Annotated in this window: 11 protein-coding genes; 6 read left to right on the forward strand and 5 right to left on the reverse strand. The window is 63.3% G+C overall.

Annotation, left to right across the window (positions count from 1 at the left end):
- Positions 1-126: 126 nt before the first annotated feature.
- Positions 127-726, forward strand: coding sequence for an IMPACT family protein (locus AC1DIJ_RS01635; protein ID WP_112388593.1), 600 nt, complete (start codon positions 127-129; stop codon positions 724-726).
- 18 nt (positions 727-744) lie between these two features.
- On the opposite strand, the gene AC1DIJ_RS01640 is transcribed toward AC1DIJ_RS01635, so the two are convergent.
- Both AC1DIJ_RS01640 and AC1DIJ_RS01645 read right to left on the reverse strand, forming a co-directional pair.
- Positions 745-1,872, reverse strand: a complete 1,128-nt coding sequence (locus tag AC1DIJ_RS01640) for an acyl-CoA dehydrogenase family protein (protein WP_112388594.1) — start codon at positions 1,870-1,872, stop codon at positions 745-747.
- An 11-nt stretch (positions 1,873-1,883) separates the two neighbouring features.
- Positions 1,884-3,071, reverse strand: coding sequence for an acetyl-CoA C-acyltransferase (locus tag AC1DIJ_RS01645; RefSeq protein WP_112389019.1), 1,188 nt, complete (start codon positions 3,069-3,071; stop codon positions 1,884-1,886).
- Positions 3,072-3,319: 248 nt separating this feature from the next.
- Here AC1DIJ_RS01645 and AC1DIJ_RS01650 point away from each other — a divergent pair, with 248 nt between their 5' ends.
- The 5 genes from AC1DIJ_RS01650 (at position 3,320) to AC1DIJ_RS01670 (ending at position 10,930) form a co-directional block, all read left to right on the forward strand.
- Entirely contained in the window at positions 3,320-5,881 is a 2,562-nt protein-coding gene (locus tag AC1DIJ_RS01650; RefSeq protein WP_112388595.1) for a GcvT family protein, read from the forward strand.
- 146 nt (positions 5,882-6,027) lie between these two features.
- Positions 6,028-6,726 (forward strand): GntR family transcriptional regulator, encoded by a 699-nt coding sequence (locus tag AC1DIJ_RS01655; RefSeq protein ID WP_112389020.1) that lies wholly within the window; start codon positions 6,028-6,030, stop codon positions 6,724-6,726.
- A gap of 183 nt (positions 6,727-6,909) precedes the next feature.
- A complete protein-coding gene (locus AC1DIJ_RS01660; RefSeq protein ID WP_112388596.1) occupies positions 6,910-8,109 on the forward strand; it encodes an amidohydrolase family protein in 1,200 nt (399 codons plus the stop codon).
- The gene (locus AC1DIJ_RS01665) at positions 8,109-9,689 is read left to right on the forward strand and encodes a gamma-glutamyltransferase family protein (protein WP_310290850.1); all 1,581 of its coding nucleotides are present in this window, start codon (positions 8,109-8,111) and stop codon (positions 9,687-9,689) included. Before AC1DIJ_RS01660 ends, AC1DIJ_RS01665 begins: the two co-directional genes overlap by 1 nt.
- A 2-nt stretch (positions 9,690-9,691) precedes the next feature.
- Positions 9,692-10,930, forward strand: coding sequence for an amidohydrolase family protein (locus AC1DIJ_RS01670; protein ID WP_112389021.1), 1,239 nt, complete (start codon positions 9,692-9,694; stop codon positions 10,928-10,930).
- On the opposite strand, the gene minE is transcribed toward AC1DIJ_RS01670, so the two are convergent.
- Genes minE through minC form a run of 3 tightly spaced genes read right to left on the reverse strand, consistent with a single transcriptional unit; the run spans position 10,927 to position 12,774 of the window.
- A complete protein-coding gene (minE, locus tag AC1DIJ_RS01675) occupies positions 10,927-11,184 on the reverse strand; it encodes a cell division topological specificity factor MinE (protein WP_112388597.1) in 258 nt (85 codons plus the stop codon). The two genes, AC1DIJ_RS01670 and minE, sit on opposite strands and share 4 nt — an antisense overlap.
- Positions 11,181-11,996, reverse strand: coding sequence for a septum site-determining protein MinD (minD, locus tag AC1DIJ_RS01680; protein ID WP_112388598.1), 816 nt, complete (start codon positions 11,994-11,996; stop codon positions 11,181-11,183). The genes minE and minD overlap by 4 nt, the downstream gene beginning before the upstream one ends.
- Positions 11,997-12,027: 31 nt before the next feature.
- Positions 12,028-12,774 carry a septum site-determining protein MinC gene (gene minC / locus AC1DIJ_RS01685; protein ID WP_112389023.1) on the reverse strand — a complete coding sequence of 249 codons (747 nt, stop codon included), beginning with the start codon at positions 12,772-12,774 and terminating at the stop codon, positions 12,028-12,030.
- Positions 12,775-12,844: the final 70 nt, after the last annotated feature.

Genomic DNA, 12,844 nt, shown 5'->3' on the forward strand with positions numbered 1-12,844 from the left:
CAGCCACCGTCAGCCCTTGTGGCACAGCCGCGCCGCTTCGCCAACCGCAAGCTGCGCAACGCTGGAGACGGCAACGCATTTGCGCTATGAGGCGGACTGTCCAACGCACCAGATCCGGCAGCCAGCATGTTCGTCCTGAAAGACCAGATCGCCACCGAGCAGGTGGTCAAGAAGAGCCGGTTTCGCGCTGTCGCCATTCCTGTCGATAGCGAAGCCGCCGTCAAGGCTGCACTCACCGAACATTCCGATCCCTCGGCAAACCACAATTGCTACGCCTGGCGGATCGGCAACGTCTATCGCTTCAGCGACGACGGCGAGCCCTCGGGCACCGCCGGAAAGCCGATCTTCCAGGTGATGGAAGGGCGCCAGCTCGACAGGACGCTCGTCATCGTCACCCGCTGGTTCGGCGGCGTGCTGCTTGGCGCCGGCGGTCTGGTGCGCGCCTATGGCGGCACGGCCGCAGCCTGCCTCAGAGAAGCGGCGTTGGAAGAGACAATTCCTGCCGTCACCGGCACCGTGCACCTGAATTTCCAGGAATTGGAGATGGTTCGCTCGAAACTGACGTCGCAGGTCATGGCGCGGATTACAGGCGAGCAGTTCGATCACGAGGGATGCCTGCTGCTACTCGAAATCCCAGAAATACACGCCGCCGAAGCCATCCTGCTGGTCACCAATCTGACCCGCGGCCGCGCAGTCCTGAAGCTCGACGACGGCGGCCAGGCTTAGCTTGCGCGGCAGCAGCCGTCACAGGTTTCTGGCGATCACCATCTTCTGCACGTCGCTGGTCCCCTCGTAGATCTGGCAGATGCGGACATCGCGATAGATCCGCTCGACCGGATAGTCGGACATATAGCCATAGCCACCATGGATCTGCAGCGCCGCGGAGCAGACGCTCTCAGCCATCTCGGATGCAAAGAGCTTGGCCATCGACGCTTCGGAGAGACAGGGCTCGCCGGCTTCCTTGAGCGCTGCGGCATGCAGCACCAGCTGACGCGCCGCTTCGATCTTGGTCGCCATTTCCGCCAGCCGGAAGGCAATGGCCTGATGCTCGGCGATCGGCTTGCCAAAGGTGATGCGTTCGCGGGCATAGGCCTGTGCCGCTTCGAGCGCCGCGCGCGCCATGCCGACGGCCTGGGCGGCAATGCCGATCCGTCCGCCTTCGAGATTGGCAAGCGCGATCCGGTATCCCTCGCCTTCCTCACCCAGTCGCTGGTCCGCTGGTACCCGCATGCCGGTAAAGGCGATCTGGCAGGTATCGGAGGCATGCAGCCCGAGCTTTTCCTCGACGCGCACCACTTCGTATCCCGGCGTATCCGTCGGCACGATGAAGGCAGTGATGCCCTTCTTTCCCGCCGAAGGATCGGTGACCGCGAAGACGATGATCAGATTGCCATTCTTGCCTGAGGTGATGAACTGCTTGGTGCCGTCGAGAACATAGAAGTCTCCATCGCGCACCGCCTTTGTTCTCAGGTTTGCGGCATCGGTGCCCGCCTGTGGCTCGGTCAGCGCGAATCCGCCGATCCATTCGCCCGATGCGAGCGTCGGCAGGAAGGCACGCTTCTGCGCATCGCTGCCAAACCGCAGGATCGGGACGCAGCCGACTGAACTGTGCACGCTTGTGATCGCCGAACAGGCGCCATCGGCGGCAGCGATTTCCTCGATCGCCAGCGCATAGGCCACCGCACCGGTATCCGAACCGCCATAGTCCTCGGAAACCAGCATGCCGAGCAGACCGAGCTCGCCCATCTCGCGCAGTTCATCACGAGGGAAAAGATGCTCCTTGTCGCGGCGGGCAGCGCCCGGCGCCAGCCGCTCCTGCGCGAAGGCACGCGCCATGTCGCGGATCTGGATCTGTGTCTCGTTGAGCAGCATGGGCTTCTCCCTCAGATCCGCTCGAAAGCCATGGCTGTCGCCTCGCCACCGCCGAGACAGAGAGAGGCCATGCCGCGCTTCAGATCGTGGCGCTGCATCGCTGCCAACAGCGTGACGATGATGCGCGCGCCGGAGGCGCCGATCGGATGACCGAGCGCGCAGGCGCCGCCATGGATATTGATCTTTTCAGCCGGCAATTCGAGATCGTGCATGGCCGCCATCGGCACGACGGCGAAGGCTTCGTTGATCTCGAAGAGATCGACGCTGGAGAGCGCCCAGCCGGTCCGCTCCGAAAGCTGTTGCAGCGCGCCGACAGGTGCGGTGGTAAACAGGCGCGGTGCCTGCGAATGCGTTGCGTGCCCCGCAATCACGGCAATCGGCGAAAGCCCGCGCCGTTCGGCTTCCGAGCGGCGCATCAGCAGCAATGCGGCGGCGCCATCCGAGATCGAGGCCGAGCTTGCCGCGGTCACCGTTCCGTCGTCGCGAAAAGCGGGCTTCAGAGAGGGAATACGCGCCGGATCGGCCTTGCCCGGTTGTTCGTCGCGATGGACGTCGCGGCTCACCTTTCCTGACTTCACCTCCACCGTCACCGTCTCGGCATCGAAGAGCCCGCCATCGACGGCCCGCTTCGCCTTGTCGAGCGAGGAAACGGCGTAGGCGTCCTGCGCCGCGCGGGTGAATTGATAGGCCTCGGCACATTCCTCGGCAAAGGTGCCCATCGACCGGCCCTTGTCGTAGGCGTCCTCGAGCCCATCGAGAAACATGTGGTCGAGGATCGTGCCGTGCCCCATGCGATAGCCGCTTCTGGCGCGCTTCAGCAGATAGGGAGCATTGGTCATGCTCTCCATGCCGCCCGCGATGACGACGCTCTGGCTCCCGGAGACAATCTCATCGTGGCCGATCATCGCCGCCTTCATGCCCGAGCCGCAGACCTTGTTGACAGTCACCGCGCCACAGGCATAGGGCAGACCGGCGCCAAGTGCGGCCTGACGCGCCGGCGCCTGCCCCTGCCCGGCAGGTAGCACACAGCCCATCAGCGCCTCGCCGATATCGTCTGGCTGTACGCCGCCGCGCGCGATCGCGGCACGGATGGCCGCCGAGCCAAGCTCGCTTGCACTGACATCCTTGAAGTCGCCCTGAAAGGCACCCATCGGCGTGCGCGCCATGCTGACGACGACGACCGGATCATCGGATTTCATGAGAAGGGCTCCTCCCTGCCTGAACTCATGCATCACGCGCCGCCCGCCGGGCGGCGCTTCGTTCAACATATCGCTCTTCGAAACAAATGCCATTGCATCGTGCAGAGATGTCGCAAAAGAGCCAGCGGGTTCGCGTCTCGAATAGACAAGCCCCTTGGCGGATCGCTACATCTTATTGTCGTGGATCGACTGTAGTGCCGTTTCGGCCTGTACTAGATTCGGCGCACCAAGATTCAAGGGTTCAAGTGATGGCGGAATTTCCAAGCAAGGCTAAAGTCGTAATCATCGGTCTCGGCGGCATCGTCGGCGCCTCGATCGCTCATCACCTGATCGAGCGCGGCTGGGACGACATTGTCGGCATCGACAAATCGGGGATCCCGACCGATATCGGATCGACGGCGCACGCCTCCGACTTCTGTTACACCACCAGCCACGACTATCTCAGCGTCTGGACGACGCAGTATTCGATCGATTTCTACGAGAAGATGGGCCACTACGCCCGTATCGGCGGTCTGGAAGTTGCCCGCACTGGCGACGACACCTGGATGGAAGAGATCAAGCGCAAGCTGAGCTCCGCCAAGGCCTTCGGCACCAACGCCCGCTACGTCTCGCCCTCCGAGATCAAGGAAATGTTCCCGCTGATCGAGGAAGATCAGGTTCAGGGCGGCATGTTCGACCCCGATGCCGGCCTCGTCATCCCGCGCTCGCAGACGGTTGCCGGCAAGCTGGTCGATGCGGCCGAAAAGTCCGGCAAGCTGAAGATGTTCGGCAATACGCCGGCGAAGTCGCTGATCGTTGAAGGCGGCCGCATCAAGGGCGTTGTCACCCATCGCGGCACCATCATGGCCGATCACGTCATCGTCTGCGCCGGCCTCTGGGGCCGCCTGATCGCAGAAATGGTCGGCGAAGACCTGCCGGTGATGCCGGTCGATCACCCGCTGACCTTTTTCGGCCCCTATAACGAATTCGAAGGCACCGGCAAGGAAATCGGCTTCCCGCTGCTGCGCGACCAGGGCAACTCCGCCTATATGCGCGACACCGGCGACCCGGCGACCACCGAAGGCGGCCAGATCGAGTGGGGCTATTACGAGACCACCAATCCGCGCATGTGCCATCCGCGCGACCTGCTCGAAAAGCACGAAGCACGCCTCTCGCCCTCGCAGCGCGACCTGGAAATGGAACAGATCATCGAGCCGCTCGAGCGCGCCATGGAACTGACGCCGATCCTGGGCGAACTCGGCTACAACGAAGGCCACTCCTTCAACGGTCTGCTACAGGTTTCGGCCGGCGGCGGCGCCTCCTGCGGCGAGAGCCAGAAGGTTCGCGGTCTTTGGTATTGCGTCGCCATCTGGGTCAAGGACGGCCCGGGCTACGGCAAGCTGATCGCCGACTGGATGACCGACGGCCGCACCGAGATCGACCACAACTCGATCGATTACGCGCGCTTCTATCCGCATCAACTGACGGAAGAGTTCATCGAGGGACGCTGCTACGAAGCCGCCCAGAAGATCTACTTCCCGGCCGTTCATACCCGCGAACCCTATGCATCCGGCCGCAACGCCAAGCGCTCACCCTTCTACGAGCGCGAAAAGGAACTCGGCGGCTACTTCATGGAGCTCGGCGGCTGGGAGCGCGCCCATGGCTACGCCGCCAACGAACACCTCCTGGAAAAATACGCCGACCGCGTGCCGGTTCGCGAAAACGAATGGGACAACCGCCACTTCTGGCGCGTCTCGAATGCCGAGCATCTGGCGATGAGCGAGGATTGCGGCATCGTCAATCTCAGCCATTTTCACATGGTCGACATCGAAGGGCCTGATCATGTCGAGCTCCTCGAATGGCTCTGCGCCGCCAAGATCGGTGGCGACGCCAATATCGGCAAGGGCATCTACACCCACTTCCTCGACGACGAGGGCATGGTTCGCGCCGACTTCACCGTCATCCGCATGGCCGACCGCTGCCGTCTGATCAACGGCGCCGATGCCGGCCCGCGCGACTTCCACTACATGAAGCGCGTTGCGCAGGACCGCGGCCTCGATGTCACCATCACCGACGTCGCGGAGAAGTACATCACCGTCGGCATCTGGGGCCCGAATGCCCGCGAGACGCTGAAGAAGGTGGTTGCCGATCCCTCGGGCCTCGATGCCGAAAACTTCGCCTTCGCCGCCATCAAGCCGATCGAAATCGCCGGCAAGACGGTGACCGCATTCCGCATCTCCTATGTCGGCGAACAGGGCTGGGAACTGCACATGAAATACGAGGACGGCCTCGCCGTCTGGGATGCCCTGCGCTCGACGGGCGTCATGGCCTTCGGCGTCGAAACCTATGCAAACTCACGCCGCATGGAAAAGAGCCTGCGCCTGCAGAATGCCGACCTTCTGACCCAGTACAACCTGATCGAAAGCGATCTGGCGCGTCCGAAGGTCAAGGAAGCCGATTTCCGCGGCAAGGCCAAGCACCTGGAATACAAGGCCCGCGAACACCAGCCGGCGATGCTCTGCACCCTTGTCATGACCGAAAATACCGACAAGTCGGGCGTCAAGCGCTATCCGGTCGGTTCCATGCCGGTCATGGATCCGGAAACCGGTGCCGTGCTGATCGACGAACTCGGCCGCCGCTCCTACACGACCTCGGTCGCCTTCGGCCCGACGATCGGCAAGAACATTGCGCTCGCCTACCTGCCCTGGGAATATTGCCAGGTCGGGCGCAAGCTGAATGTCGAATATTTCGCCGAAACCTATCCGGTCGAAGTGGCTGGCGTCGGCTACAAGCCGCTCTACGACGCCGAAAATCTGAAGCCGCGCAGCTAACAACGGCGCATTTTCAGGCAGACATCCGAACCCGCCGTGTCTCATGACGCGGCGGGTTTTGCGTTTCGGCATCGGCCCGTTCAGCCGATTGCCGTATCCGTAGAGGCGCAGTAATGTATACAGGAATCCGCAACCAGCAGGCCCTCATGTCTTCCAATTCCGATCGCGTCGAAACCGCCACTCTTGCGCTGCGCCGTGCCATCGTCGAACAGGCGCTGAAAGCCGGTACCAAGCTGCCGGAAGATGAGATCGGCAGGCACTTTTCGATGAGCCGGACGCTGGTTCGTGCGGTGCTGGCGAAGCTGCAGACGCAGGGGCTTGTCGATACCTATCACAAGCGCACCGCGACCGTTGCCCAGCCCAGCCTTGAAGAGGCTCGCGATGTGTTTGCCGTGCGCCGGGCGCTCGAGCGCGAGGCGATGAAGGCGGTCATCAAGCGCTGGTCTCCGGCCATCGAGAAAGCGCTCAGAAGCCATGTGAGCGAGGAGGAAGAGGCGCATGCCAAGGGCGACGCCCGCCTTTCCACCCGGCTTGCTGGCGAATTTCACCTGAAGCTCGCCACGCTTTCCGGCAACGCTCTTCTCGAACGCTACCTGTTCGAACTCGTCTCGCGCTGTTCGCTGATCCTGGCGATGTACAGCCGCCCGCATTCCAGCGAATGCGCCATCAGCGAACATTCCGCCCTGATCGCCGCGCTGAAGACCGGCGATGCGACGGCCGCCGAACGCCTGATGGACGAGCATCTGATCTCGGTCGAGACCCGGGCGCTGATTGCGGACGAGAGCGACGACCGCCCGGATCTCGGCAGCATTCTCGCGCGCTACAGCGGCGATACCAGCCCTTAGGCCACTGCCTATTTTGCAGTCATGTATACATGATTTTGCCTTTTCTGTAGACATGCTGTAGAGGCTGCATCCAGGACCTAATGCAGGCCACGCCCTGCGAAGCCGCGTCATTCGCATGCTCGCTGCATCTGGCACTCGGCTTGCAAGGAATGATGCGGCGCTCAAGATTCAAGGAAGAACGCGATGGCTGATATCGAAACCGTCTTTACCAACGCCCGGCTGCCGGACGGTTCGCTGAAGAACATTGGCGTCGCCGCCGGCAGGATCGTTTCACTGGAGCCTGCCGGAAAGGCGGCCGGACCGGTGGAGGCTGTCGATCTCGAAGGCGCCCTCGTCGTGCCCGGCTTTGTCGAAGGCCATATCCATCTCGATACCAGCTTCTATGGCGATGCCTGGATCCCGCACAAGCCCTGCACCAATGGCTTCGATGTCCACCAGCGTGTCGCCTTTCAGGCCGAAAACATGGCGCAGGCCGCGCCGATGGCGGAGCGGGCGCGCAACCAGCTCGATCTCTGCATCGCCAATGGCGCGACGGCGATGCGCAGCCATGTCATGGTCGATGGCTCGGTCGGCCTGAGGTCGCTGGAGACCATTCTGAAGGTTCGCGAGGAGTACCGCGATCTGATCGATATCCAGCTCGTCGCCTTCCCGCAGAGCGGCATCCTGAAAAGCCCTGGGACCCCCGAGCTGCTCGATGCCGCGATCGGCCTCGGCGCCGACCTGATCGGAGGCCTCGATCCGGCAAGCTTCGACCGCGACGTCACCGCCCACCTCGCCGTCGTCTTCGGCATTGCCGAGAAACGCGGCGTTGATATCGATATCCATCTGCATGACGCCGGCACGCTCGGACTTTTCACAATCGAGGAAATCTGCGCCCGCACGAGGGCGCTCGGCATGGGCGGCCACGTGACTGTCAGCCACGCTTATGGGCTCGGCGACCTGCAGCAGGACGCCGCGAACAAGGCTGCCGATCTGATTGCCGCAAGCGGCGTCTCGATCATGACCAATGCGCCGGGCAATCACAATTTTCCGCCGGTCGCGCTGCTGCGCAAGGCTGGCGTGACGGTTTTCAGCGGCAGCGACAACATCCGCGACAGCTGGTGGCCCTATGGCGATGGCGACATGCTGCGCCGTGCCGAGATCATCGGTTACCGGTCCGGCTTCTACACCGACGACGAACTCGCCGCGGCCTTCGACGTCGTCACCGCAGCGGGTGCCAAGGCGCTCCGCCTTGAAGGCTACGGGCTTGAGATCGGCGCCAAAGCAGATTTCGTGACGTTGGACACGCCACACATACCGCAAGCCGTCGTTAGCGTGCCGAAGAACCGCAAGGTGTTCAAGGCGGGCCGGCTGGTGGCCCAGGGCGGGGCGGTGATCCGCTGATGTCAGCCGCCGGACGCCGCCAGAGCCAGAGCTTCAACGCCACATCGCAGACGGCGATGGTGACGGCACCGCACTGGCTTGCGGCGGAGGCGGGAGAAAAGGTTCTGAAGCGCGGCGGCAACGCGATCGAGGCGATCATCGCCGCAGGCGCTGCGCTGTCCGTCGTCTATCCGCATTTCTGCGGCCTTGGCGGCGATGCGATCTGGATGATCGCCGACGCCTCGGGCAAGGCCACGACCTTTCTTGGCATCGGGCAGGCGGCCGAACATCTGCCGGCGCTGACCGATATGCCGCTCCGCGGTCCGTTGTCGGCGCTGACCAGCGCCTGCCTGGTCGACAGCTGGGGACACCTGCTCGCTCATTCGAATGCGGCATGGGGCGGGCACGAAACGCTTGCCGCGCTTCTGGACGATGCCATCGCGCTCGCCGAGAACGGCTTTCCGGTCAGCGCTTCACAGCGCTTCTGGCACCAATTCCGCAAGGGCGAACTGGCGTCGTGGCCCGGATTTTCGGCGCTCTTTGCTGATGACGGCATCCAGCGCCAACCGGCCCTGGCGGCAACGCTGCGCGCCATCGCAGAGAACGGTCCACGCGAGTTCTATGAAGGCGCCCTCGCCCGCCGTATCGCCTTGGGCCTCGCCGAAGCGGGGTCGCCGGTAAGAGCCAGCGATCTCGCCAGGACCCGGACGATCGCCGGGGAGCCTCTGTCTCTCCCCTACCGCGGCCTGACGCTTCTCGCCCCGCCACCGCCGACGCAAGGTGTCACGACGCTCGGCATCATGGGCGTGCTTGGCGAGTTCGCGATGGCCGGCTTCGATTATCGGGAGGCCGGTTTCTATCATCATCTCGTCGAGGCGGTGAAACAGGCCTTCCTCGACCGGCCAGCGATTGCCGATCCGCTCTTCGCCGCCATCGACACGCAACGGCTGCTGGCGCCCGGGCGGCTGTCGGCAAAAGCCCGGACGATCAACCCCGGCCATGCGATGCCATGGCCGCACCCATACAAGCATGGCGACACGGCGTTCCTGGCTGCCGTCGATGCCGAAGGGCGCAGCGTTTCGATGCTGCAGAGTATCTATTTCGATTGGGGAAGCGGCGTGGTTGCCGGTGACACCGGGATTCTCTGGCAGAACCGCGGTGCGGCTTTCAGCCTCGATCCGGCAAGCCCGAACCATGTGAGACCCGGCAAGCGGCCATTCTATACGCTGAACCCCGGCATGGCGTTGAAAAATGGGCGCCCGCATCTGCTTTATGGCACGCAAGGCGCCGACGGCCAGCCGCAGACGTTGGCGCTGCTGCTTTCGCTGCTCATCGACCACGGGCTCGACCCGCTGGCTGCCCTGTCGCAGCCGCGCTTCCTGCTCGGGCGAACCTTCTCGGACACCAGGGACAGTCTGAAGATCGAAGCCAATGCCGGCGCTTCGGTGCTGGAAGGCTTGGGGGCGTTCGGCCATCAGGTCAGCAGCATCGATGCCTTCAGCCAGCTCGGCGGCCAGGCCGGGATCATCTGCATCGGTGATGACAAGGCGATCACCGGCGCCCACGATCCGCGCAGCGATGGCGGGGCGATCGGTCTCTGATGATGAGCACGCCGGTTTTCGATCTGCTGATCCGCGATGCGCGCCTCGAGCCTTTCGATGGGCCTGTCGATATCGGCATCGCCGGAGAGCGCATCGCGGCGATCGGTGCGAACCTCGTCTGCGAGGCCATCGAGACGACGGATGCTCAGGGCGCCTTTGCCAGCCGTGGTTTTACCGACAGCCACGTTCATCTCGACAAGGCCTGCATCCTCGATCGTTGCAGCATATGCGAGGGAACGCTGGCCGAGGCCATCAGTGAGACGGCGAAAGCCAAGGCCGATTTCACCGAGCAGGACGTCTATGCCCGCGCGGCGCGCGTCGTCGAAAAAGCGATCGTCAACGGCACAATGCGCATGCGCACCTTCGTCGAGATCGATCCGCGCGCCGGCATGCGCTCCTTCGAGGCGATCAAGCAGATCCGCCAAGACTATGCCTTCGCGATCGATATCGAGATCTGCGCCTTCGCACAGGACGGACTGACAAACGAGCCGCAGACGTTTGAAATGCTCGACGCGGCGCTCGCGGATGGAGCCAACCTCGTCGGCGGAGCGCCCTATATCGATCTCGATCCGCGGGGCCAGATCCGGATGATCTTCGATCTGGCGGAGAAGCATGGCACCGCCATCGATTTCCATCTCGATTTCGATCTTTCGCCGGAGAAGACCAATCTGCCTGCGGTCATCGAGGAGACGGTGCGCCGCCGCCATCAGGACCGCGTCTCGCTCGGCCACATGACCAGCCTCTCCGCGATGGCGCCGGACGAAGTTCAGTCGCTCGCACGTCAGTTGAAAGCGGCGGGCATCGCCGTCACGACACTGCCCTCCACTGATCTGTTCCTGAATGGCCGCGATCATGACCGGCTGGTGCCGCGCGGCGTGGCACCAGCCCATCTGCTGGCATTCGAAGGGGTGCTGACCTCGATCGCCAGCAACAATATCCTCAATCCCTTCACGCCGTATGGCGATGCATCGCTGCTGAGAATGGCCAATCTCTATGCCAATGTCGCGCAGCTTTCGCGGCGCAGCGACATGCAACTGGCCTTCGAGATGATCAGCACCTCGGCAGCGCGGATCATGGGCAGGGATGAGCAGCCGATCGAGGTCGGCTCGCCTGCCGATATCATCCTGATCGATTGCATAGACCGGGAACAGGCGATCCGCGAAAACGCCCGCGTCATCTTTGGATGCAAACGCGGGCGCAGGACTTTCGAGGCACCAAGGCCGAGCATCTTGCGGGCTTAAGCCGCCTGCGCTGCCTTCGCCGGAATTTCGACGTCGATCTCCAGCACCGAGACATGCTCGCCGCGGTCGATTTTCACCTGCAGCCGGTCGCCGTCGATTTCCACGTGCCTGGCGATCACGGCGAGGATTTCCTCCCGCAGGATCGAGACCAGGTCGGCCCCGGGCGTGATGCGCTCATGGGCGAGCAGAAGCTGCAGCCGCTCGCGGGCAACAGGCGCGGACTTTTTCTTCTGGAAGAAGTTGAACACGTTCATGCTGCCCTCCGTCCGAAAATCTTGCCGAACAGGCCGCGCTTCTCGCCAGGTACCGTAACCGGCACCACTTCGCCTGCCAGGCGGCGGGCAGCCTCGAAGTAGGCCTTGGCCGGCGCCGTGTTCTGATCGGCGAGCGTCACCGGTGCACCGATATTGGACGCGCGCAGGACGTCCATGCTCTCCGGAATGATGCCGAGCAGCGGAATCGAGAGGATTTCCAGCACGTCATCGACCTTCAGCATGTCGCCACGCTCGGCGCGCGTCACGTCGTAGCGGGTGAGCAGCAAGTGCTTTTCGATCCGCTCGCCGTTTTCGGCCTTGGCCGTTTTGGAGTCGAGCAGGCCGATGATGCGGTCGGAGTCGCGAACCGAGGAGACCTCGGGGTTGGTGACGACGACGGCGATATCGGCATGGCGCATGGCGAGCGTCGCGCCGCGTTCGATGCCGGCCGGGCTGTCGCAGATGATCCAGTCGAAATTGCGCTTCAGATCGTTGATGACCTGCTCGACGCCCTCGGCGGTCAGGCAATCCTTGTCGCGCGTCTGCGAGGCCGGCAGCAGGAACAGCGTTTCCAGCCGCTTGTCGCGGATCAGCGCCTGCGAGAGCTTGGCATCGCCCTGGATGACGTTGACCAGATCGTAGACGACCCGGCGTTCGGCACCCATGACGAGATCGAGATTGCGCAGGCCGACGTCGAAATCGACGACGACGACCTTTTCGTTGCGCTGCGCCAGAGCGGCGCCGAGTGCGGCCGTAGAGGTCGTCTTGCCAACGCCACCCTTGCCCGAGGTAACAACTATGACTTTACCCATATCCCCTCTCCTGTCCTAAACCATTCGTCCGTTAAATCAGCCGCGATGCGAGGATCGCGTCGTTTTCGAGCCAGAGCTGCGCAGGCTGGCCGCGCAGTTCGGCAGGCAGATCGTCTGCCGTCTTGTAGATGCCGTCGATCGCCAGCAATTCTGCTTCCAGCTTGCGGCAGAAAATCCGGGCCGACGAGTTGCCGACCGAACCTGCCAGCGCCCGGCCGCGAAGCGCGCCGTAGATGTGGATGGAGCCGCCGGCGATAATCTCGGCGCCCGAAGCGACCGATCCGATGATCGTCACGTCGCCTTCCGGGAAGATGATCGACTGGCCCGAGCGCACCGGCTCGTGCAGAACCATCGACGACAATGTGGCGCGCGTTACCTGAACGGGCGCAGTGGCCTGCACCTGCGTCTCAGCCTTCGGCGCCGGCTCCTTCGCCTGCGGCACGTCGGCGACATCGACATCCGGTGCCGGGCGGCCGCCGCTCATGCCCGGCGGCATGGTAGCGTCGAGCTGCGATGGCCGCGCGCCTTCGATGCCCATGATCCGGACGCCGCGTTCGCCAAGCGAAGCGATCATCGACTTCAGCTGAGCCCGGTCCGCCTGGAGGTCGGCGACATCGAGGACAACCGGCCTTCCCAGGAAAAAGCCTGCCGAACGCTTGGCCAGATCGTCGAGCCGGACCAGCCATTCATCGAAGGGCAGATCGGGCGTCAAAACGACCGCCAGGAACGAACGGCCTTTGATACGGATGGAGCGCGCGTCGGTTAACACATTAGCAATCTTGGTTAATTTTTGATTGCTTCGGTGTACCTGCTTCGTGGTTAACAAATAGTTAACGCGTGGCCCCGGC

Source organism: Rhizobium sp. 10N427 (assembly GCF_056394605.1).